This is a genomic window from Parabacteroides sp. AM58-2XD, from assembly GCF_003463685.1.
Taxonomy (GTDB): domain Bacteria; phylum Bacteroidota; class Bacteroidia; order Bacteroidales; family Tannerellaceae; genus Parabacteroides; species Parabacteroides segnis.
The window spans coordinates 13,491-36,251 of the sequence record NZ_QSDP01000006.1 but is presented as its reverse complement, the minus strand read 5'-3'; the positions used below and the strand labels follow the sequence as shown (position 1 = coordinate 36,251).

At 44.0% G+C, this 22,761-nt stretch carries 13 protein-coding genes and 3 pseudogenes; 5 read left to right on the top strand and 11 right to left on the bottom strand.

All coding sequences use genetic code 11. The features are described 5' to 3' along the window. Window positions 1-12: 12 nt before the first annotated feature. The 4 genes and pseudogenes from DXA15_RS02610 to DXA15_RS02595 all read left to right on the top strand — a co-directional run bounded on the left by DXA15_RS02610 (window position 13) and on the right by DXA15_RS02595 (window position 4,911). A pseudogene (locus tag DXA15_RS02610) lies at window positions 13-2,198 on the top strand (glutamine synthetase III). A gap of 197 nt (window positions 2,199-2,395) precedes the next feature. Beyond that, window positions 2,396-2,665 (top strand): hypothetical protein, encoded by a 270-nt coding sequence (locus DXA15_RS02605; RefSeq protein ID WP_128133022.1) that lies wholly within the window; start codon window positions 2,396-2,398, stop codon window positions 2,663-2,665. Beyond that, a complete protein-coding gene (locus DXA15_RS02600) occupies window positions 2,644-2,967 on the top strand; it encodes a type II toxin-antitoxin system RelE/ParE family toxin (RefSeq protein WP_128133021.1) in 324 nt (107 codons plus the stop codon). Before DXA15_RS02605 ends, DXA15_RS02600 begins: the two co-directional genes overlap by 22 nt. A gap of 12 nt (window positions 2,968-2,979) precedes the next feature. Continuing rightward, on the top strand, window positions 2,980-4,911 hold the full coding sequence (locus DXA15_RS02595; RefSeq protein ID WP_128133020.1) for an NAD(+) synthase: 1,932 nt from the start codon (window positions 2,980-2,982) through the stop codon (window positions 4,909-4,911). Between the two features lie 98 nt (window positions 4,912-5,009). On the opposite strand, the gene DXA15_RS02590 is transcribed toward DXA15_RS02595, so the two are convergent. The 11 genes and pseudogenes from DXA15_RS02590 to DXA15_RS02540 form a co-directional block, all read right to left on the bottom strand. Beyond that, window positions 5,010-5,477, bottom strand: coding sequence for a toxin-antitoxin system antitoxin subunit (locus DXA15_RS02590; protein WP_128133019.1), 468 nt, complete (start codon window positions 5,475-5,477; stop codon window positions 5,010-5,012). Continuing rightward, window positions 5,474-5,764, bottom strand: coding sequence for a nucleotidyltransferase domain-containing protein (locus DXA15_RS02585; RefSeq protein ID WP_128133018.1), 291 nt, complete (start codon window positions 5,762-5,764; stop codon window positions 5,474-5,476). The genes DXA15_RS02590 and DXA15_RS02585 overlap by 4 nt, the downstream gene beginning before the upstream one ends. A 150-nt stretch (window positions 5,765-5,914) precedes the next feature. Then, complete coding sequence (locus tag DXA15_RS02580; RefSeq protein ID WP_128133017.1) at window positions 5,915-7,321, bottom strand: Gfo/Idh/MocA family protein; 1,407 nt, start codon at window positions 7,319-7,321, stop codon at window positions 5,915-5,917. A gap of 98 nt (window positions 7,322-7,419) precedes the next feature. Beyond that, window positions 7,420-8,947 (bottom strand): annotated as a pseudogene (locus tag DXA15_RS02575) (sulfatase-like hydrolase/transferase). A 5-nt stretch (window positions 8,948-8,952) separates the two neighbouring features. Continuing rightward, window positions 8,953-10,371 (bottom strand): sulfatase, encoded by a 1,419-nt coding sequence (locus DXA15_RS02570; protein WP_199676196.1) that lies wholly within the window; start codon window positions 10,369-10,371, stop codon window positions 8,953-8,955. A gap of 77 nt (window positions 10,372-10,448) precedes the next feature. After that, window positions 10,449-11,966: an arylsulfatase gene (locus DXA15_RS02565; protein WP_128133016.1), complete on the bottom strand. Its 1,518-nt coding sequence runs from the start codon at window positions 11,964-11,966 to the stop codon at window positions 10,449-10,451. An 18-nt stretch (window positions 11,967-11,984) separates the two neighbouring features. After that, window positions 11,985-13,829 (bottom strand): RagB/SusD family nutrient uptake outer membrane protein, encoded by a 1,845-nt coding sequence (locus DXA15_RS02560; protein WP_233566699.1) that lies wholly within the window; start codon window positions 13,827-13,829, stop codon window positions 11,985-11,987. Window positions 13,830-13,965: 136 nt separating this feature from the next. Beyond that, window positions 13,966-17,436, bottom strand: coding sequence for a TonB-dependent receptor (locus tag DXA15_RS02555; RefSeq protein ID WP_233566697.1), 3,471 nt, complete (start codon window positions 17,434-17,436; stop codon window positions 13,966-13,968). A gap of 42 nt (window positions 17,437-17,478) precedes the next feature. Continuing rightward, the gene (locus tag DXA15_RS02550; RefSeq protein WP_128133014.1) at window positions 17,479-18,501 is read right to left on the bottom strand and encodes a FecR family protein; all 1,023 of its coding nucleotides are present in this window, start codon (window positions 18,499-18,501) and stop codon (window positions 17,479-17,481) included. Between the two features lie 79 nt (window positions 18,502-18,580). Then, a complete protein-coding gene (locus DXA15_RS02545) occupies window positions 18,581-19,174 on the bottom strand; it encodes an RNA polymerase sigma-70 factor (RefSeq protein WP_128133013.1) in 594 nt (197 codons plus the stop codon). Between the two features lie 59 nt (window positions 19,175-19,233). Further along, a pseudogene (locus DXA15_RS02540) lies at window positions 19,234-20,519 on the bottom strand (DEAD/DEAH box helicase). A gap of 304 nt (window positions 20,520-20,823) precedes the next feature. Here DXA15_RS02540 and recQ point away from each other — a divergent pair. Next, window positions 20,824-22,656 (top strand): DNA helicase RecQ, encoded by a 1,833-nt coding sequence (recQ, locus tag DXA15_RS02535; protein ID WP_128133051.1) that lies wholly within the window; start codon window positions 20,824-20,826, stop codon window positions 22,654-22,656. Window positions 22,657-22,761: the final 105 nt, after the last annotated feature.

Below are 22,761 nucleotides of genomic sequence, written 5' to 3'. Positions count from 1 at the left end.
AAATCAGGTATTATGTCAAAGTTAAGATTCAGAGTAGTAGAATCGGCCTTCAAGAAAAGAGCCGCCGAAGTAGCCGCCCCGGCAGAACGTCCGTCGGAATATTTCGGAAAGAACGTATTCAACCGCGAGAAGATGTTCAAGTATCTTCCGGAAAAAGCCTATGCCAGACTAGTCGACTCCATCGACAACGGTACCCCCCTCGACCGCGAGACTGCCGACGCCGTAGCCTCCGGCATGAAGAAATGGGCCATCGAAATGGGCGCAACACATTATACCCACTGGTTCCACCCCCTCACCGAAGGGACAGCCGAAAAACATGACGCTTTCGTCGAACACGACGGCAAAGGCGGCATGGTCGAAGAGTTCTCCGGCAAACTGCTGATACAACAGGAGCCCGATGCCTCCAGCTTCCCGAACGGTGGTATCCGTAATACATTCGAAGCCCGCGGTTACTCCGCCTGGGACCCTTCCTCTCCTGCTTTTATCGTGGGTGACACCCTGTGTATCCCGACCATCTTCATCGCCTACACCGGCGAATCCCTCGACTATAAAGCCCCGCTGCTGAAAGCGCTTGAAGCCGTAAACAAGGCTGCCGTCGACGTATGCCATTACTTCAACCCGGAGGTAAAGAAAGTATATTCCTACCTCGGCTGGGAACAGGAATATTTCCTGGTAGACGAAGGACTCTACGCCGCCCGCCCCGACCTGCTGCTCAGCGGACGTACGCTGATGGGCCATGAGAGCAGCAAAAACCAGCAGCTCGAGGACCATTACTTCGGTGCCATCCCCACCCGCGTCATGGAATTTATGAAAGAGTTGGAAATTGAAGCCCTCAAACTGGGTATCCCATTGAAAACCCGTCATAACGAAGTGGCTCCGAACCAGTTCGAGCTGGCCCCTATCTTCGAGGAATGCAACCTCGCCAACGACCACAACCTGCTGGTCATGGCGCTGATGCGTAAAATCAGCCGCAAGCACGGTTTCCGCGTCCTGTTGCATGAAAAGCCTTTCAAAGGCGTCAACGGCTCGGGCAAGCACAACAACTGGTCGCTGGGCACCGACACCGGCATCGGCCTGATGGGTCCGGGCAAGACACCGGAAGACAACCTCCGTTTCATCACCTTCGTAGTAAACGTGCTCATGGCCGTCTACCGTCATAACGGACTGCTGAAAGCCAGCATCTCGAGTGCCACCAACGCCCACCGCCTGGGAGCCAACGAAGCACCTCCCGCCATCATCTCCAGCTTCCTCGGCACGCAGCTGTCGCAGGTATTGGAGCACCTTGAAAAAAGCGAGCCCGAAGACCTGATGCTGGCCGGCAAACAAGGCATGAAGCTCGACATCGCCCGCATCCCCGAGTTGCTGATTGACAATACCGACCGCAACCGTACTTCGCCTTTTGCCTTCACCGGCAACCGTTTCGAGTTCCGTGCTGTAGGTTCCGAAGCCAACTGCGCGTCTGCCATGCTCGCCCTCAATGCCGCCGTGGCCGAACAATTGAAACTCTTCAAAGCCGAAGTAGACGCAAAGATTGCCACCGGCAAAGAGAAATTCGCCGCCATCCTGGAAGTCCTCCGCAAAGACATCAAAGCCTGCAAGGCCATCCACTTCGACGGCAACGGTTACAGCGATGAATGGAAAGAAGAAGCCCGTCGCCGCGGTCTGGATTGCGAAACCAGCGTACCGCTCATCTTCGACAACTACCTGAAGGAAAGCAGTATCCGGATGTTCGAATCGACCGGCGTCATGACCCACAAGGAACTCGAAGCCCGCAACGAAGTAAAATGGGAGACGTACACCAAGAAAATCCAAATCGAAGCCCGCGTGTTAGGCGACCTGACGATGAACCATATCATCCCTATCGCCACCCGCTACCAGTCTTCGCTGATTGACAACGTATATAAGATGAGGACCTCTTCCCGGCAGAAAAAGCCTCCGTCCTCTCCGCCCGTAACCTGGAAATTATCGAAGACATCGCCTGCCGCACCAACTTCATCAAGGAAAAGGTAGACGAAATGGTCGAAGCCCGCAAGGTCGCCAACAAAATCGAAAGCGAACGCGAAAAGGCAATCGCCTACCACGACACCATTGTCCCAATGCTGGAAGAAATCCGCTACCACATCGATAAACTGGAACTGGTAGTAGACGACCAGATGTGGACGTTGCCGAAGTATCGCGAATTATTGTTTATCCGATAAGACCACACATTCCTTAAGCCGGGGTGTCCCTCCAAAGCATCCCGGCTTATCTTATCATCTCACTCAGACAGTAGTTTTTTGTTGATTGTTTTGTGTTTGCAAGGGGAGCATGCTGTGAAGTATGGCTCCCCTTCTTTTATATTCCCGGAGAAATATATACCTTTGGACCATCATTATATAAGAAAGGAGTTTACGTTATGACGGCAATGGAATTACAGCAATGGAAAAAGAACTTCATCCGTAATTATTTGGATAAGATAGACAGTTTGGAAATGATGGATAAACTGGAAAAAAGCACAAAGCGAATACTGAATAAAAAAGCAGCCGTTTTGTCTCCTATTGCGTTTAGCATTGAGGAAGCCAACAAAGAAATCAACTTGGCAGAACAAGAATTAAGCGAAGGTAAAGGTATCAAGGAGCCCGAAATGCATCAATTCTTTGAAGAATGGAGAAAGAAATTGAAGTAATCTGGGCACCACGTGCACAAAGACAAGCAGATTTAGCCATCACCTATTGTCTGAAACAATTTGGAAAAAGAACTGCCCTCCGGTTCATGAACAAATTGGAGAAAAATACTATACGTATTAAGAACAATCCGTTCATCGGAACTCCTGAACGTCTTTTGGCAAATAGAGCTAAACAATATCGCTCTTTAATTGAAGGATATTACAAGCTCGTTTACACTATAGACAATGAATATTTAATACATATCGTTTTATTGTGGGATTGCCGGCAAGCCCCCGATAAACTCAAACACGCTATACGATAAAAATAAACTCATATGAACTACGGATTCGTAAAAGTAGCAGCAGCCGTCCCACACGTACAGGTGGCAGACTGTTTTTATAATATTCAGCAGATGGAAGGTCTGATGCGCCAGGCTTCGGACAAAGGCGTACAAATCATTGCCTTCCCCGAAATGTCGGTAACGGCTTATACCTGCCTGGACCTGTTCGCCCAGCAGGCTTTGCTGAAAAATGCAGAACAAGCCTTATTGAAACTGGTCAGCGACACCGCCGACCTGAATATCCTCACAATCGCAGGCGCCCCGTTAGTGACGGAAAACAGACTGATAAACGCTGCCGTAGCTTTCCAGAGCGGAAAGATATTAGGCGTAGTCCCCAAGACATACATACCGAACTACAAGGAGTTCCAGGAACAACGCTGGTTCACTTCCGCCACCGAATTACGGGACAAGACCATCTCAATCGGAGACAGAACATATCCGTTGGGCAGCCACTTGCTCTTCACCGCCGGACAGGTAAAAGTCGGCATCGAAATATGCGAAGACCTGTGGGTTCCCGTCCCCCCCAGTTCCTTACTGGCGATGGAAGGAGCCAATATCCTTGTCAATATATCCGCCAGCAACGAACTGATCGGAAAACATCATTACCTCCGTTCGCTGATATGCCAGCAGTCCGCCCGCTGCATGGCAGGGTATGTCTATGCCTCCGCCGGTTTCGGAGAATCCAGCACCGACCTTGTCTTTGCCGGCAACGGGATCATTGCAGAAAACGGCACTCTATTAGAAGAATCCCCACGCTTCACCATGCAGGAACAACTCGTCATCAGTGAAATCGACATCGAGAACCTGCAAAACGACCGCCAGGTAAATACTAGCTTCATGCACGGCGCCTCCACCCTGCTGGGGGGTGAAACAATAACAATCCCGTTCGCCCTGTCTGAAAACTCCGGCCAGCCGGTATTGACCCGCTCTGTCGACCCGCATCCGTTCACTCCTTCCGGCGACGCACTGAAGGAACGTTGCGAAGAGATTTTCCAGATACAGGTAGCCGGACTGGCTAAACGTATCGTCCACACACACTCCCGGACAGCGGTAGTCGGTATCTCCGGCGGACTCGATTCCACACTGGCATTGCTGGTAACCGTCATGACATTCGATGCCCTGAATATCCCACGCAACCAGATACTCGGCATCACCATGCCCGGCTTCGGAACGACAGACCGCACCTACACCAACGCTTGCGACCTTATCCGTTCACTGGGTGTCACATTAAAGGAAATCTCCATCAAGGATGCCTGCCTCCAGCATTTCAAAGATATCAGTCACAACCCATCGGTTCACGACGTGACCTACGAAAACAGCCAGGCCCGCGAACGCACCCAAATCCTGATGGACGTAGCCAACCAGAAAAACGGCATGGTCATCGGTACCGGCGACCTTTCCGAACTGGCCCTTGGCTGGGCTACCTACAACGGAGATCACATGTCGATGTACGGTGTAAACGGCAGTATCCCCAAGACGCTTGTCAGATACCTGGTAGAATGGGTTGCCCACAACCGGGTGGATGAAGCCTCACGTGCTACATTGCTGGATATCGTCGACACTCCAATCAGTCCCGAACTGATACCCGCCGACGAAAACGGAAACATCAAACAGAAAACGGAAGACCTCGTAGGCCCTTACGAACTCCACGACTTCTTCCTCTACTATTTCCTCCGTTTCGGCTCCTCCCCCGCCAAGATTTATTTCCTGGCACAACAGGCTTTCAGCGACAGTTACGACAAAGAGACCATCCGGAAATGGCTCCACACCTTCTTCCGCCGTTTCTTCCAGCAACAGTTCAAACGCAGTTGCCTGCCGGACGGTCCGAAAGTAGGTTCCGTCAGCCTCTCCCCCCGTGGCGACTGGCGTATGCCGAGCGATGCCATGGCGACACTTTGGCTGAAGGAGATAGAAGAGTTAGACTAAAAAAACAAAAGATAAAACGTCCCGCATCCAAATTTGATAGTTAGATGCGGGACGTTTTATTTCCAAATTCCGTTTTATTAAATCCTGACTATCTTCTCTCAGACAGCAGCTTTCATTCGTTTATAAATACTTTTTAATATCGACACCTTGGATATTAATTCATTCAACACAGAAACAATATCATTTTCCATCAATGGATAATCATGGGCAATCTCATTACGCAATTCCCGAATATATCCCCACTCATCTGCACTATCTATAAAATGATAACGCTCCAAAAGATTTAGAATATCCCGCATTGGCAAAGCAGAAACATCTTCATCCAAATACTCCAACACATATCGGAAAATCTTAGCCCCCATAGCATCCTGTAGTTTGGAGAAACGAAAAATAAACTGATCCATACAACGGATTTGGTTCTCATCCAAATTCGTATAGCTATCAACAGACATAGGGATATCCGTATGCATAGCCTCTAAAGCCTCATCTATGCGTTGAATGTGCCGGTCGCAAATATCAAATTCACGACTCAATCGTTCCATCAATTCCTGTTTTCGATTTGTCATATTAATCGTATACCTGTTATTAATGCCTCCTTTGCAACCAACGATTCTTCATGGTCGCCTATCACATCGATTTTCTGATCGCCTAAAAATTGTTTCAGCCGAGCAATCATGCGTATACGAGCTAAGACACCTTTCTTTTCGGATGTAGTACGTACTAACAGATCAATGTCTCCACCACGTTTCTCGTTATCTGTTCGTGAACCGAACAGATAAACTTCGACACCTTCCCCGTAAATTTCTTTTGCTACACGGACAATCGATTGTATGTCTTTCTTATTTAAGCGCATTTTATCTCTGTTTTTACAAAGATAGATACTTTTATTTTGTATTCAATACTCCACATTCCGAATTCTTACTCGTAGGACTACTGTGCTATTATATAAAAAAGGCTACCGGAATCCCGATAGCCTTTTGTTTTTTTATCGCTTACTTATCAATTACATGCCGAATGCCGGTTTACGGTGAATCCACTGTCCGCGTGTAAAGTCAGGGAAATCAACCAATGCACCGCCACGGGCGATAGACATTTCAGACAAACCGGAGATAGCACTCCATGCAGCTGCATCGTAGCAGTCCATAGGAGCCGGTTTCTTATTCTTGATGGCATCGATCAGGTCGTACATCATGATGAAGTCCATACCACCGTGACCGGCTTCTTTTGCCTGGGCATCCAGCTGAGCCCACAGCTTATGGTCATATTTCTTGAACCATTCGTCAGAGTCATCCCAACGGTGAGGTTTGGATTTACCCTGTACATATACATGGTTGCCATCGTTCATCCACAAACCTTCAGTACCCTGTACACGGAATCCCAAAGAGTAAGGACGGGGAGAGTTTGTATCGTGTGTAACGATGATCGTCTGGCCGTTCGCACATTTAATCATAGAAGTTACGATATCACCCAGGTTGAAACGAACTTTTGCCAACGGATGGTTTTCACCGCCATTGTCTACGATAAACTTATGCAATCCGCGAGACTGAGTTGCCATAGCAGACAGAGAAAGGAAACGGTTACCACGGTTGATGTCCATGCAGTTTGCAATCGGTCCGATACCGTGAGTCGGGTAAATATCACCATTACGTGTTACAGAATGCTGTGTACGCCACTGAGCTTCAGCAAAAGCTGTCGGGCCCATACGCAAGTCACCGCTACCCGGTACATAGTTATAGTTTTTACCGTCATTGAACTTCACTTCACGCAAGTCATGTTCGTAACCGCAACCACCGTGCAGCAACTCACCGAACAAACCTTCGCGAACCATGTTCAAAGCAGCCATGCAGTCACGACGATAACAAACATTTTCCATGATGTTCAGATGGCTGCCTGTTGCTTCCGATACGTTAACCAAATCCCAGCATTCTTCCAGCGTATTGGCAGCAGAAACTTCTACGCCAACATAAGGAACACCGGCTTTCATGGCTGCAACCGACATCGGTACGTGCCATTCCCACGGGCTGGCAATAATCACGCAGTCGAACTCTTCATTGTTCAACATCTTTTCAAATTCACGTTCGCCACCTTTATACACTTTCGGGGCATCCACGTTGAATTTAGCGATGTGTTTCAATGTACGGTCGATCGGGCCTTGCTGGATATCGCAAATAGCAACAATCTTATTTCCCGGGATAGCCAGCACATTATTGATGTGCTCATGGCAACGTGAACCTGTTCCGATAAATCCGAAACGCAGTTTGCCGTCATCTTTTCCGGCTGTTTTTTTCTTCTGAGGTTCTGGAGAACCTGCTACTGTAGTGGCCGAAGCAGTACCTGCCATAGCCAAACCTGCTGCACCAACTCCGGCGGCAGTCACTTTTTTAAGAAAGGAACGACGAGTGTTTTCCATGTTCTTTATTTAGTATTTTATGTTAAGTGGGCAAATTTATAATATTTAATCAACTTCTCAAATATGTTTAGAAAAAAAGAATCAATCATTTTAATCTATTAATAATTTGTCATCTTTCCAGTCTCCCTTTTCAGCTTCTCGAGGTCATCATCATTTGGCGCAACCGTTTAGGTTCTTTATCCGCCAAGTTATGATTCTGTCCGACATCTTCCTTTACATTATATAACTGGTAACAATTTCCCAATCCCGAAAAACCGGTACCGTCAGGGTCGTCATAATAGCTGGGATACGGTGGAATCATCACCCAGTCGCCCTGATGGAGGGCATAATTGAAATAACCTTCCGTCACCAGTTCCTTACGTCCCTGGTCGCTTTTCCCTAGAAAGACGGGCAAAGTGTTCTGGCTGTCCGTCTTATCCGAATACGTCTGCCCGGTCAATGCTGCCAATGAAGCCAGCAAATCCATCTGGCAAACCAATGCATCGGATACTCCCGGTTTTACAACCGCCGGCCAACGCAACAGGAACGGGATGCAAGTACCGCCGTCATACAGGCTGGTCTTTCCACCGCGGTGAGGGCCTGCCATCTTATGATTGCCTACCATTTCGACAGCCTGGTCCTGATAGCCGTCATCCAATACGGGACCGTTATCGCTGGTCAGGATAATCAGGGTATTCTCCGTCAATCCCAGTTTATCCAGTTCTTTCAGAAATTCAGTCACACACCAGTCAGCTTCCAGGATGACATCTCCGCGAGGTCCCATACCAGATTTGCCGACAAACTTCTGATTCGGTACACGGGGCACATGTGCTGGTGCAATCCGTAATACAGGAAGAATGGTTTATCTTTATTGTCTTTCAAAAAGCCTTTGGCTTTCTCCAGAAATAACTCAGCCATATCTTCATCTTTCCACTGGGCAGCCTTACCGCCTTTCTGGAAACCGATACGCGGCACACCGTTTACAATCGAACCGGCATGTCCCACACTCGGATGCATCCGGAGTAGTTCAGGGTTATCTTTACCGGTAGGTTCACCGGGAAAATTATGCTTATAACTGACATATAGCGGGTCATCCGGTTCCAGTCCGACTCCTTTCCCGTTTTCGATAAAGATGCAAGGCACGCGGTCGTTGGTCGCTGCTTGGATGAACGAATAATCATATCCCACTTCCTTGGCTCCGGGATAAACCGTTTCATTCCAGTCTACCGCTCCGTCACCCAGTCCCAGATGCCATTTACCGACCGAGCCGGTCACATAGCCGGCCTGTTTCATGACCTTCGGCAAAGTGACTTGCTGCGTATTGATAATCAGAGCGGCATTACCGGGAAGGATTTTTGCATCCTTATTCGTCCAGGGATATAACCCGGTCAGAAGCGAATAACGGCTGGGCGTGGAAGTCGCTGCCGTACAATATCCCTGCGTAAAACGCAATCCTTCGTTTGCTATCCGGTCCATACCCGGAGTCTGTATACGGGTGGCTCCGTAACAACTCAAATCGCCATACCCTAAATCGTCGGCTACAATGATTACGACGTTGGGCTGTTGCGGAGTAGCTTGTGCAATAGTTGATGCCGGAAAAGCCAATCCGGCAATCAGACAATTCAAATTAAATCCTTTTACTTTCATACTGGTTATTTCTTGTTTTCAGGTTTATACAATGGGTTCAAACGATCCGGAACAGGAGCGTTAGTCTCCTTCTTCCAGACATTCAGCTGTTCATATAATTGAACGGTTTTATCGGGATATTTACCAGAAACATCCTGCTTCTCAGACGGGTCCTGATTCAGGTCATACAATTCCAAAGTACCGTCTTCATAATTCTCAATTAATTTCCAACCTTTTTGAAGGATTACGGAAACGGGGCGTGAACGGAATAACTGGTCACGTCCTTCATTCGGATGTCCTCCCGCCTCTAGATAAGCGGGAAAATGCCAGTAAAGCGTCCGGTCATTCAAATAAGTCGTTTTTCCCTCGTCCAGCAATGGCAACAAATCTTCGCCATCGGGAGTTATTATCGGATCGGCCCCAGCCAAATGAACCAAGGTCGGATACAAATCCAACTGCGAAACCGGCTCTGTACGAGTGATTCCCCCTTCATATTTCCCTTTCATATAGAGAATAAACGGCTCTCGTATTCCTCCTTCATAAAAAGAACCTTTTCCGGCCCGCAGCGGCCATTGACGTGAAATATGGTAGACACCTCCGTTATCCGAAGTGAAAACAACCAACGTATTTTCCGACAGCCCATTCTTTTCGACCGCATCGAGCACACGCCCGATACCGGTATCCATACTCTCGACCATCGCCGCATAAACCGGATTGTTATGAGCTTTCGTTGCTGGTTTCCGTTTATATTTCTCTATCAATTCCGGTTTTGCTTGCAAAGGTGTATGAACTGCATAAGTAGCATAATACAAGAAAAAAGGCCGTTCACGACTTACCGTATCTATGTACCGAACCACTTCCGAGGCAAGCCTGTCCATTAGGTATTCACCCTCAGGCCCATCTGTCAAATTCGGGTTCTTATAAGGAGAAAAATAGCTTTTCGGGTGTCCGCCCTCATAGCCTCCGATATTCACCTCCATGCCATTCTTCAAAGGGTCGGCCGTGACATGCCATTTTCCCACATGGCAGGTCTGGTATCCGGCTGCACGTAATGCCTGTGGTAAAAGCCAAGTCGAATCGTCCAGCACTTTTTTATTTTCACAAGGAATAAGTTTGCGGTCTTCCGCTTTGCCACGTTCGGCAGGAGCAACGGTGTAGATACCATGACGGGGAGTATTCAGTCCAGTCATCAGGCAAGCCCGGCTGGGAGCACTGTTAGCTGCTCCGGCATAGGCATTCTGAAAACTGACTCCAATTTTATGAAGCCTGTCAATATGAGGAGTTTCATAATATACACTTCCGTTATATCCGACATCGGCCCATCCAAGGTCGTCAATATTTATCAAAATAATGTTCGGTTGTGCCGAAGTTTTTTTCGTTACAGCCATGCTGCTGTTTACCACACATAATAAACCGCAAGCCATCAGTAATTTCGTGTCCTTCATAGGTATTATAGAATATAAGCAGGGACAGATAAAAAATATCTGTCCCGACAAATGTATAAATAAATCCGTTAAAAGAGCTACATTGCAAATCTTTTAATTATCGGTTCTTCATGCGCTTCTTTCATCTTTTCCCGCATCGTACTGATAATTTCCGGATAATCAGCAGCTACATTCACTTGTTCTCTTGGATCTTTCTCCAAATCGAACAACATCATATTGCCTTCTCCTTCTTTCTTTATATTCAGGAGCAATCCTTTCCATTTACCCATACGGATAGCTTTCGATCCGCCTCCCTCGGGATACTCCCAATATAAATACTCATGTTCTGGTTGTTTCTTCCCGATTAATTCAGGAACAAAACTAATACCGTCTGTCCGAGGAGAAGCAATACCAGCCAATTCACAAACCGTCGGCATTACGTCCCAGGATGCACAGATATGATCACTCGTCGTACCCGGTTTGATATTTCCTTCCCAAGTGACAATCATCGGGACACGGATTCCACCTTCACGGATAGAAGCTTTACCCCATCCGGCTTCCGATTTAAAGGGCTTAGCACTATCAAACCAAGGAGAATCGCTACCACCATTAAACGTCGGGCCGTTATCGCTTGTAAAAACAATAACCGTATTCTCATAAATACCCAACTCTTTCAGCTTCTTTACAAGTCCACCGATTTGCTCATCCCAGTAACTGATCATCGCCGCATAGGTTGCCCGAGGATAACGGCAAGGAAAATAACCCTTATTTCCGACATAAGGTTCTTCTGTCCCGAACTTATCGACATAATGTTTCACCCATCGCTCCGGAGCCTGTAACGGTACATGCGGTAGTGGAGTAGTCCATGCCAAAAAGAAAGGCTCATCCTTGCTACGCTCCACAAATTTAATAATTTCATCATACATCAGATCACAACTATATACCTTCTGGGTATATTTATCATAGCTCTTTTCATCATAAGGATCTGCTCCTTCATCCAGCTTCGTGCCCGGAATCAACAAATGATTGGGAAGATACTCCCTCACCTCATTCCGGTAAAGGAATGGTGGGTAATAAGTATGCGCCTGACGTTGGCAATTATACCCATAAAAGAAGTCAAACCCCATTTTATTAGGTGTTCCTTCCGAACCTGGATATCCCAACCCCCATTTACCGATACATCCGGTCGTATAGCCGGCTTCTTTAAGGACGGAGGGAATCGTTACGGTTCCGGCTAATAAAGGACGTTGCCCTTCCAATGTCGAATCGGCCAGCATCGCTTCATGGCTCCAGACTTCACCGCGTTCGCGCATTTCATCATTTCCGCGAATATAAGCATGCCCACTATGCAAACCTGTAAAAGTAATGCAACGCGACGGAGCCGAAACTGCTGTACCTGCATAGTTTTGTGTAAAACGCATACCACGCTCCGCCAACTTGTCTATATTCGGCGTCTCGATTTGTTGTTGCCCGTAGCAACCCAATTCCGCATACCCCAAATCGTCTGCCAGAATGTAGATAATATTAGGCTGCTTGGATTCTTTTTCCTTTGTGCATCCGGAAACCAGAAACACACTCAAGAAAGAGGAAGTCAATAATAAATTTGTTTTTTTCATGATCTCTATATAATTAAATTAATTCCATCCCGGATTTTGAACCAGATTTGTGTTCAAAGATAAATCATTCAAAGGAATTGGGAATAAATAATACTGATCTTTCCAACCTTTTCCCAATTTGGCAGGATTTACAAAACGCTGCAAATATCCTTCATTTCCATTTACTTCTGTACCATTCCGATCCACAAGTTTAAGTTTAGTCCAAGCCGATACAATCTCTCCTTTAACATTCCGATAATCTTCTTTATTAATATAAACTCCCATTTGATCTCTATTTATGTACCAAGGACCTTTTTTCCAACGTCTGATATCCTGGAAACCAAAACCTTCCCCCATCAACTCTACCATTCGTTCTCTACGAATTTCCCATAAAACAGGATCTACCGTCATATCTCTCTGAGGATCAAAATCGGTACCTATTTCTGATATTTTCATATCCGCTACACCAGCACGTTTACGCAATTTATTTATTGTCGCATCTGCAACCTGCTGTGTGAACAGCCCATTTTCAAACATAGCCTCCGCATAATTCAATAAAACTTCTTCGATATAGAATAAAGGTTTATCACAAGTATTAACAGCAGACATATTACTGTTTGCATCCCACAAATTATAATGTCTCCACATAAAATATCCAGAGCGCGATCCCATTGGAGCTTGTCCCGGTCCATTTACATTCGGAGACATCCAATTCATTGTACCCGACCAGTTAAAGACCGGAAGACGCTTCGCTCCATTATTAGGTAAAATTTCTTTGATAAGTTCTACATATTCATTAACGTTGTCATCTCCGGCATAAATTGATGCATTCTTTGTTCCATTCAGGGAAAAATCAAGATTTACACCATTAGTCATAAAATATGGCGGAACTACTTGCATCAATAAGCGGAGATCACGATTACGAAATTCATCGTACATACTTTTATCACCATCATAAACAGAACTATTAGAAATAGTTTTTCCATCCGAACACAAATACATCTCCACTGTTGCTTTATGCATCTCATATTTACCAGAAGATGTTCGTTCAGTATGTCCTACAGAATTCAATAGGATATCTTTTGCATATTCCTTATAAAGAATAATACCTTCATACTTACTCAAATCATCACTACATAACAAGGCATCATAATTATCATCTACAGAAGGAAATGCTCTCATCAATTCTAAAGATACTCGAATTGCCTCCGATAAGAATTCGGCCTCATTCCCCAAACCATGATATTTACGCCATGTACCCTCAAAAAGACAAAAACGAGACATAAGAGCACGAACTACATGAATATTTATTGTGTTAGGACCATCACCCTCTTTCTTAATATTCTGTTCAGCATATTGCAAACGCTCTAAAATTTTATTCGTAACCTCTTTACGAGGAGTACGTTTACCATATATAATATCTACATCGGCTTCACCTAATACTTTATCTATCCAAGGTACATCTCCAAAACGGGAAACCAATTCCAAATAATTGTAAGCATGGAAAAAGTAACCGACCGAACGCCAATGTTCCTTATCCGTTTCATTCATATCCGATTTATCAACATTATCGATCATCAGATTTATTTTCCGTATATATTGAAAATCCCAACCACCGCCATTGGATGGAGTCGTTGCTGTTTGATTTCTGTAGGGATTATTCTCCGTCGTCGAATAAGTTGATAAATACCCAGCCTTAAAGTCACCTTCATACCGTCCAAAATTAGTTATGAGAGATTGAACAAAATTATTTTTATTATCTACCCCATTTATTTTCTCAGCATTGTCAAATATGGAATAAAGAGACCAAGCATAAGTTTTAAAATTATCATATGTCTTAAATGCTGTAGCTTCAGTTTGAGATTCAATCGGATATTTTTCCAAAAAATCATTATTACAAGCCCCTAAAGACAAAGATAAAATAACAGATATTATATAATATATTTTTTTTCATTTCAATCAAATTATAAAGTTACATTAATACCAAATGAATAAGTTGCATAGAAAGGATATCCCCATTTCAGACGCTCCGGATCATATCCTTTAGGAAGTTTATCCCACGTATGGATATTTTCTGCAGAAAAAATATTTTTGCATTAGATAAACTAACCTTAGAAACCAAAAAATTCGGTAATGTATATCCTAAAGTTATATTTTTCAAACGCAAATAGGCAGCATTAACCAGATACTTGGTTTGTATGCGATTATTTGAACCCGCATTTTTACTCTCATCATATAAACGTGGAAATTCTGCATCAGGATTAACAGGATTCCAATTTCCGTTTTCCGGATCTACAGGTTTCCAGAAATCCAGTTGATGAGAATACACGGTACCAAATGATCCTAAAGAAAGCGGAAAACGAAGGTCACCACTCAACCATGCATCACGTTTACCCGTTCCTTGTAAGAACACCGAAAGATCGATACCCTTATAATTAACTCCCAAAGTTGTACCGAATTGAAAGCGTGGCGTTTCATTACCAATAATAGTGCGATCTCCAGGATCATTCACATTATCCCGTCCATTATCTATTTGATTTACACTCTCATTATCCGGATCATCCCGAAGATTCTTATACATGATATCACCCGGACGGATATTATTATTACCTTTGATAGTTGTTACCCCATCTTTCAATTTCCAAATGCCATTTTGCCAACCGTCTTGAAAGTCGTCTATTGTATAATAACGTTCTGTTACATATCCCCAAATTTCACCCAAATCCATACCTTCACGGTAACGTTTTGCATCTTGAGCACTGTTTTGGTCATAAAATAATCCAGCCGCATTATCATATTTAGTAATTTTAGTCTTCGAATCATAAAGATTAAAACCAACATTATATCCCCAATCACCAATATGATCGCGCCAATTAATCGCAATTTCCCATCCCTTTGTCCGCAAATCGGCAGCATTTTGTTCCGGAGCTTCCGTTCCCACTACACTGGGAAACTCCGCACCGGGCATAAGCATACCTTTCGTATCACGCTGATACCAATCAAAAATTCCGGTAAGACGGTTATTAAACGCTTTAAAGTCTATACCGATATCCAATGTTTCGACAACTTCCCAGGTAAAATCATTACGTACCAATCCCGGAGAATTAAGTGTTATCGGACGTTTGCCGTCAATCAACCAAAAAGACTGTTTTGAATCCATCAAGGGAGTGTAGGCATATTCATCAATAGCCTGATTACCAACCTGTCCCCAGGACCCACGTACTTTCAGTTCATTCAACCACTCTTCACTCCACTTCATCCATTTCTCCTGACCAACTTGCCAACCCAATGAAAAAGAAGGGAAGAATCCAAATCGTGATTTTTTAGGAAATTTAGAAGAACCGTCATAACGTCCATTTACTTCTACCAAATAACGTCCGCAATAATCATAATTCGCACGGAAGAAGCCACTACGTATCGCATATTGCTTAAACTGATCTTTTGTTTGAATTTCGCCAGTTGCTCCACTAAGCGAAGGCATATCCGGATTGATCATTTCATCTCGCTGAACCCAGACTAGTTCATAATCACGTGATTCCTGTGAATAACCAGCCATCACTTTAAAGTTATGCTGTTCTTTCAAATCAAACTGATAAGTAGCATACGTATTGATCGCATTATAATCAATAGAAGTTTTATCTTGCCTGTATCGCCCTCCAGCTGGATTATTCGACCAAAGTAACCCCATCTGATCGTTAGTCATTTGAAATGGACTACTGTAATTTTTTTTATCATTACTGGCTTTATCGAATGTATACTCGAATACAGCATCAAAACCTTTAAAAGGCGTTAGTTGTGTGCGGGAAAAGATACGGGGATTTTCATTTTTATATCGCACCGGATCCTTCAGCAAAATATAATTTTCCGGAGTATTTACCGGATAAGCCGGACCATTGGGATCATTACTCCGAACCATTTCACCTTGCGGATAAAAACGAGGCAGGTTCGTTTTATACACACCGGCATCAGCTTCTACATTAGAGCGTTTCCCATTGGCATACCTGACATCCAATGATTGATTCAGCCAGGAAGTTATATCAGCACTGATATATGACGACATATTGATACGGCTATAGTTATCCTTATCAGTAATCAGAGGTCCCTCATGGTTTGTGTAACCTAAAGAAATACGATAGGTAATTTTTTCACCTCCTCCGCTTGCTGATACGTTATGGGTTTGTTGAAAACCGTATTTATCGAGTACGGCCCCCTGCGGATCATTGTCTTTCAGATAATAATATATATTTTCTCCTTCCGGAGTATATATCCCATTTTCAGGAAAGGCTGACGGATTAGCATTATATTCTTTCACATATCCAATCCAATCGGCCAGATTTTGTCCTTCCGAGAAATATTTACCATCATTATCCCAAGCCAAATGGGTTTCCAAAATATCTATAATCGAAGCCTGTTCCGGTCTATTGATACTTTTTATAAATCCGAAATTATTATTATAATTCAATTGTAACCGACTATTCTTTTTAGCCTTCTTTGTTGTGATCAAAACAACTCCAAAAGCACCACGGGCCCCGTAAATAGCAGCAGAAGCCGCATCTTTCAATACTGATACAGATTCGATGTCTTCAGGATTGATTAAATCGATATCCGCAGGAACATTATCGACAAGTATTAAAGGCCCTCCACCGTTAATAGAGGTTGTTCCACGAATATTAAAAGTTTTCGATTTACCGGGAATAGCATCTCCAGTTATAACCAAACCAGGAACTGTTCCTTGTAAAGCCGTCCCTACATTTGTCACCGGGCGATCTCCTAAAGCTTCCGACATAGAAACCATAGAAACAGCCCCTGTCAAATTTTCTTTTTTTTGAACTCCATATCCAACAACAACAACTTCACTTAAAGCTTGAGTATCTTCTTTCAATCTAACATATAACATTCTATCAGAGGTGACTTTGATCGTTTGTGTAATATAGCCTATATAAGATATCTGTATAGTATTTTCATTTCCGGCTAATTTTAAAGAAAAATTACCATTGATATCCGTTATCCCTCCGTTCGTAGTTCCTTTTTCAATAATACTTGCACCGATAACTGGCTCTCCGGTCACCGCATCTATGACCTGTCCTTTTACCTGTCCCTTAGATTGTTGAATACCGGGAAGTATTGTATTTTTATCAGATACAGGTTTAGATATTTTTTTATAAACGACAATTCTCTTGTCGTTTATAAAAAAATCAGCATGCTGATTTTTTAACGCATTAGTAAGTATTTCCTCTACTGACATTTTATCGACATCCAGCCGTATCTTCTCTTCCAGGTTAATATCATTATTCCTGATCAGAAAAGAATAGTGAAATCGTTTTTCGATCAAATCGAAAAGTTTCCGAAGCGTAGCGCTCTCCATTTGCACAGATAAATAAGCGGTCTGCAATTCCGTAGCTGATAACATTTCCGTAGTTAATGGTAACCCACCAAAAACACTAACTGCAATCGCTAATCTACAAGTTTTTCCCCATTTGGTTACTTTCATAAATCACAAAAATTAAGATTATACAATTATATCTGTTTAAAATTATCTATCCACAATTATTATATTGTTTCCTTTTCTAGACCATTTGTATTTCTTCTCCACATCTATCTCCTTTAAAATATGAGATAAACTATAATCTGCTGAAAAACTTCCTGAAAAGATCTCTTTCTTCAACACCTCGCTCAATATCGTTATGCGAACATCATACTTTCGCTCCAATTCTTTTGCTATTCTAGCAAATGATAAATCAGTAAATTTCATATAACCGTCTATCCACAAACAAGCATCCGAAGCTTTTACGGTCATCGTTTTCATCAGATGGGTTTTCTTGTCGTATCGCAACATCTGATCCGGGAATAATATTGCATCTTGAATTCCGTTTTTATCTCCCGGACATGCTGCACGCACATCGACTTTTCCAGAAAGTAAAGTCACCGAAACCTCGTCGTCGTCATCGTATGCCTTCACATTAAAACTCGTACCTAAAACCTTTACATCAATATCCTCGGAATTAACATAAAACGGAACCAACGAATCCGGCTCAACCTCAAAATAGGCCTCTCCGCTCAACCAGACTTCACGTTTTTCATCTCCGTAAGCAGTAGTGTATTTCAAAGAGGAACCTGCGTTCATCCAAACGACAGAACGGTCGGGTAAAATAATCTTTGAGCGTGCCCCCATCGGTATGACCGTCTCAAAGGCTTGCAAATCCTCTACATATTTATGTTGAATTCCGGCATAATACGACAGACTACCTATGGTTAATGCCAGCAAAATTACGGCAACACCTCTTATCCAGAAATTCAGGACTTTCTGTTTCTTCGATCGTATACAATCGGAAACATTTAAAAAATCAAAGTTCTTTTTGAAATCACTTTTCTTGTTCAAGTCAAAAAGAGGAACATGAGCAATAGCCCATCTATCTGTCATCTCAGAAAACAACTTTTTATTTTCCTTATCAGCTTGCAACCAAGCGAGCAGTTCTTGTTTTTGATCCTCAGCCAGTTCCCCCATTAAATAGTCAAAAACCAGCTCTTCTATATGTTCATTCCTTCTTTCTTGCATATTATTTCAAGGCAGCGTTTTTTCGGCTACCTGCTCTTATATACACAAGAAACGAACATTGCGTTTAAAGGAAATACGATTATTTTTCAGAAAAATCACACAAGAGTAGAAATAGTGGGTATAAATCGCCTAAAAGAACTCTAAGCTTGGCCAAGCCTATTTTTATTTGTCCACGTACCGTACTTGTAGAGATCTGATGTGTCCGAGCAATCTCTTCGTAAGTTTTATTATGATAAAGGTATTCAATAAATATAGTACGACATTTTAGAGGTAATTGGTCTATGGCATTATAAATCCTCTCTTCGAACTCTTTATTCTCCAGATAAGCTAAAGGATGAGATTCAGCCGCAATTTGCTGTTCCTGCATATCCAGTAAATCTACCCGCACATCCGATATCGGAACCATTTGAATACGTTTCTGACGAAGGTGGTTAAGACAACGATTCTGTACGGAACGAATCAGGTAGGGTTGTGCTGGGTATGTCAGTGTGGAACGATTGTTCCACACACTTAAAAATACATCATTTACTATTTCGCGAGCTGTTTCGGAATTAAAAATATATTTAGTCGCAACAGCACAAAGATACACATAGTAAGTGGAATACAATAATTCAAATGATTTTGTATCTCCCTTATTTAATCGTTTTATAGTATCCTCTCTTATTTCCGGCATTTATACTCCATTTCATACTTTGCGCAAAAATACTAAAATTCTGCAAAGTATCGGGTACTTTATGATTTCTTTTTGGCAGTCTTCTGGTTTCCCGCCTCAGCCCGCTTCTTATTCCGCCAGAAACTGCGTCGCGCTTGCTGCCGAACATATTACGTCTTTTCGATTCCTGCTTAATGGCTTCTTTCTTCTCTGCCACGGCTGCTTTTACATCTGCCGTTTCAAATTCATTTCCGCCGGCAACAGGTATCTGTTTGCCTATCAGCTTCTGGATATCTTTCAGGTACGGCACTTCCTCTGCATCGCAAAATGAATAAGCGACACCGCTGCGTCCGGCACGGCCTGTACGTCCGATACGGTGTACGTATGTTTCCGGCACATTCGGCAGTTCGTAATTTATCACATGCGAAAGATGGTCCACGTCGATACCGCGGGCGGCAATATCCGTAGCGATCAGTACACGGGTGGTATGGTCCTTGAAATTAGTCAGTGCACGCTGGCGGGCTGTCTGGCTCTTGTTTCCATGGATAGCTTCCGCTCCGATATTCGCTTTTGCCAGGACACGGGCCACTTTGTCCGCCCCATGTTTCGTACGGGTGAATACCAGCACCGATTCCAAAGAAGAATCTTTTAGCAAATGCGTCAGCAGGCTTACCTTCTCCGCCTTTTCCACGAAATAAACGGACTGGTCGATCTTATCCACCGTCGATGAAGCCGGAGTAACCTCCACCTTCTGCGGCTCATGCAGGATCGTTCCCGCCAGGCGTTCTATCTCCGGCGGCATCGTTGCCGAGAAAAACAGCGACTGGCGCTTTTTGGGCAACAAAGGTAAAATACGTTTGATATCATGGATAAATCCCATATCCAGCATACGGTCGGCCTCATCCAATACAAAATAATCAAGATATTTCAGGCTGATAAATCCCTGGTTGATCAAATCAAGCAGACGTCCGGGGGTTGCGATCAATACATCTACGCCACGTTCGAGCGCATCCGTCTGAGGTTTCTGTCCTACACCACCGAATATAACGGTATGCCTCACACCGGTATATTTACCGTATGCCGTAAAACTTTCTCCTATCTGGATGGCCAGTTCGCGGGTTGGTGTCAGTATCAATGCTTTGATACCACGCACTTTACCATGCTGGCGTTCGTTATACAAATTCTGAATAATAGGAATGGAAAATGCAGCAGTTTTACCTGTTCCGGTCTGTGCACAACCTAATAAGTCATATCCGTCTAAAACGTAGGGAATTGCTTCTGCTTGTATAGGGGTTGGAATTGTATAACCTTCTTTTGTAAGAGCCTTTTGTATCGGCTCTATCAGTTCTAATTGTTCAAATGTCATCTAATAATAATGTTGAGCCATCGCGGCTCGTTAAATAAATAATTGAATGCAAAGGTAATAAATAAAACGGGAATCATCCTAATCAGTGACTAAAATGTATAAGAATACTTCCGAAAGACATTCTGTATACTTTATAAAAAGAGGTAGGTGTAAATCAATTTAGAGGTACGTCTAAATCAATTTACACCTACCTCTAAATAAAATCAGACGTACCTCTTTCTCTAAAACGATAATATAAGAGTAAAAATAACCTTTGAATATTGTATCAAATAATATATTATCTTTGTAAATTGATTTTTGGATGATGAAAGAGTTACAGTTGCTGCTAAAGAAGTTTTTCGGATATACTTCTTTCCGCCCGTTACAGGCGGAGATCATACAACGTATTTTGAGGAAAGAGGATTCACTGGTGCTGATGCCTACCGGTGGAGGAAAATCAATTTGTTTCCAGTTACCGGCCATTTATATGCCGGGAACGGCTGTGGTAATCTCTCCGTTGATCGCCCTGATGAAAGACCAGGTAGGCGGATTGGTTGCCAACGGTATCCCGGCAGCCGCACTCAACAGCATGATGCCGGAAGAAGAACGACACAGAATAAAACAACTCTGCATACAGGGTAAAATAAAACTGCTTTACCTGTCACCCGAAGCCCTGGTAGGCGAACTGCATTGGCTGCTTCCCCGTATGGATATATCCCTGATCGCCATCGACGAAGCCCATTGTATCTCACATTGGGGACACGACTTCCGTCCTGAATATACCCAACTGTCCGTTTTGAAAGAACAGTTCCCTAAAGTTCCGATCGTCGCCCTGACAGCTACAGCCGACAAAGTCACACGTACCGACATTGTCACCCAATTGAAGCTGCGTGATCCGGAAGTTTTCGTTTCGTCCTTCGACCGTCCGAACCTGTCCCTGACTATCCGCCGGGGACTGAACAAAAAGGAGAAAACTTCCGCCATCGTCCATTTCATCCATGCCCACCGCCATCAGAGCGGCATCGTTTACTGCATGAGCCGGAACAGTACCGAGAACCTGGCAGAAGAACTCTCTTCTTACGGGATCAAGGCCGTTGCCTATCACGCCGGACTCCCGCCCGTTCAACGCGAAAAGGCACAGGATGATTTTATCAACGACCGGGTAAACGTGGTCTGTGCAACCGTTGCCTTCGGGATGGGAATAGATAAAAGCAATGTGCGCTGGGTCGTACATTATAATATGCCCGGAAGTATCGAGAACTACTACCAGGAAATAGGCCGTGCCGGACGCGACGGGATGAAAAGCGACACCTTGCTGTTCTATTCGGTAGGCGACCTGCTCGTCCTCCGCCGTTTTGCCGAAGAAAGCGGGCAAAAAGACACCAACCTCCAGAAACTGAACCGCATGCGCCGTTATTGCGAAGCGGACATCTGCCGCCGGCGTATCCTCCTCAGTTACTTCGGAGAAGAAAGCGACCAGGACTGCGGCAACTGTGATGTATGCAAAAACCCTCCCCAACGGTTCGACGGCAGCATACTCGTCCAAAAAGCGTTAAGCGCCATCTTCCGTACCGGTGAATTTGTCGGCATGAATATGCTGATTAATATCCTCCGCGGCTCGGAGAAAACAGAAATCACAGAAAAAGGATACGATAAATTAAAAACATACGGTGCCGGAAAAGACCTTTCCTATAAAGAATGGAAAGAATATCTTTACCAGATGCTTCAATTGGGATATATCGAAATCGATTACGTCAATGCCGGAATACTGAAAGTCACTCCACTGGGAAGAAAAGTATTGTTCGGTGAACAGAAAGCGATGATGGCTATCTATAAAGAGCCGGAAGAAAAAACTTATTTCAGAAGAAAAGACTCGAAATTCAAATACCGCCCCATCAAACCCATCCAATCGGCATCGGTCGAAGAAACGCTGCTCGACTCGCTCCAGCAACTCCGCAAGCAGATTGCCGAACGCGAACAGACACCAGCCTACATCATCTTTTCCGATGATTCACTGGAAGATATGGTACAAAAAAAGCCTGTTACCCTGGAAGAGTTCAGCGAAATACGTGGTGTGGGAGAAATCAAACTGGAAAAATACGGAAAGGTATTCGTGGCACTGATACGGTTCGTACTGCGGTTGCCCAAAGACAGATAACCGCCCGTTTTTATTTCAGTTTCCCAATAATACGTTTAAGAAGCAAAAATTACCGTTACAGTAAAAAAAGAGACGGTTCTTACAAAAATATCTGGTACTTTAGTC

Excerpts from the sequence above, each read along its gene's own strand:
- DXA15_RS02605 (WP_128133022.1), top strand. The coding sequence starts at position 2,396 with ATGACGGCAATGGAATTACAGCAATGGAAAAAGAACTTCATCCGTAAT.
- DXA15_RS02600 (WP_128133021.1), top strand. The coding sequence starts at position 2,644 with ATGGAGAAAGAAATTGAAGTAATCTGGGCACCACGTGCACAAAGACAA.
- DXA15_RS02595 (WP_128133020.1), top strand. The coding sequence starts at position 2,980 with ATGAACTACGGATTCGTAAAAGTAGCAGCAGCCGTCCCACACGTACAG.
- DXA15_RS02590 (WP_128133019.1), bottom strand. The coding sequence starts at position 5,477 with ATGACAAATCGAAAACAGGAATTGATGGAACGATTGAGTCGTGAATTT.
- DXA15_RS02585 (WP_128133018.1), bottom strand. The coding sequence starts at position 5,764 with ATGCGCTTAAATAAGAAAGACATACAATCGATTGTCCGTGTAGCAAAA.
- DXA15_RS02580 (WP_128133017.1), bottom strand. The coding sequence starts at position 7,321 with ATGGAAAACACTCGTCGTTCCTTTCTTAAAAAAGTGACTGCCGCCGGA.
- DXA15_RS02570 (WP_199676196.1), bottom strand. The coding sequence starts at position 10,371 with ATGAAGGACACGAAATTACTGATGGCTTGCGGTTTATTATGTGTGGTA.
- DXA15_RS02565 (WP_128133016.1), bottom strand. The coding sequence starts at position 11,966 with ATGAAAAAAACAAATTTATTATTGACTTCCTCTTTCTTGAGTGTGTTT.
- DXA15_RS02555 (WP_233566697.1), bottom strand. The coding sequence starts at position 17,436 with ATGAAAGTAACCAAATGGGGAAAAACTTGTAGATTAGCGATTGCAGTT.
- DXA15_RS02550 (WP_128133014.1), bottom strand. The coding sequence starts at position 18,501 with ATGCAAGAAAGAAGGAATGAACATATAGAAGAGCTGGTTTTTGACTAT.
- DXA15_RS02545 (WP_128133013.1), bottom strand. The coding sequence starts at position 19,174 with ATGCCGGAAATAAGAGAGGATACTATAAAACGATTAAATAAGGGAGAT.
- recQ (WP_128133051.1), top strand. The coding sequence starts at position 20,824 with ATGAAAGAGTTACAGTTGCTGCTAAAGAAGTTTTTCGGATATACTTCT.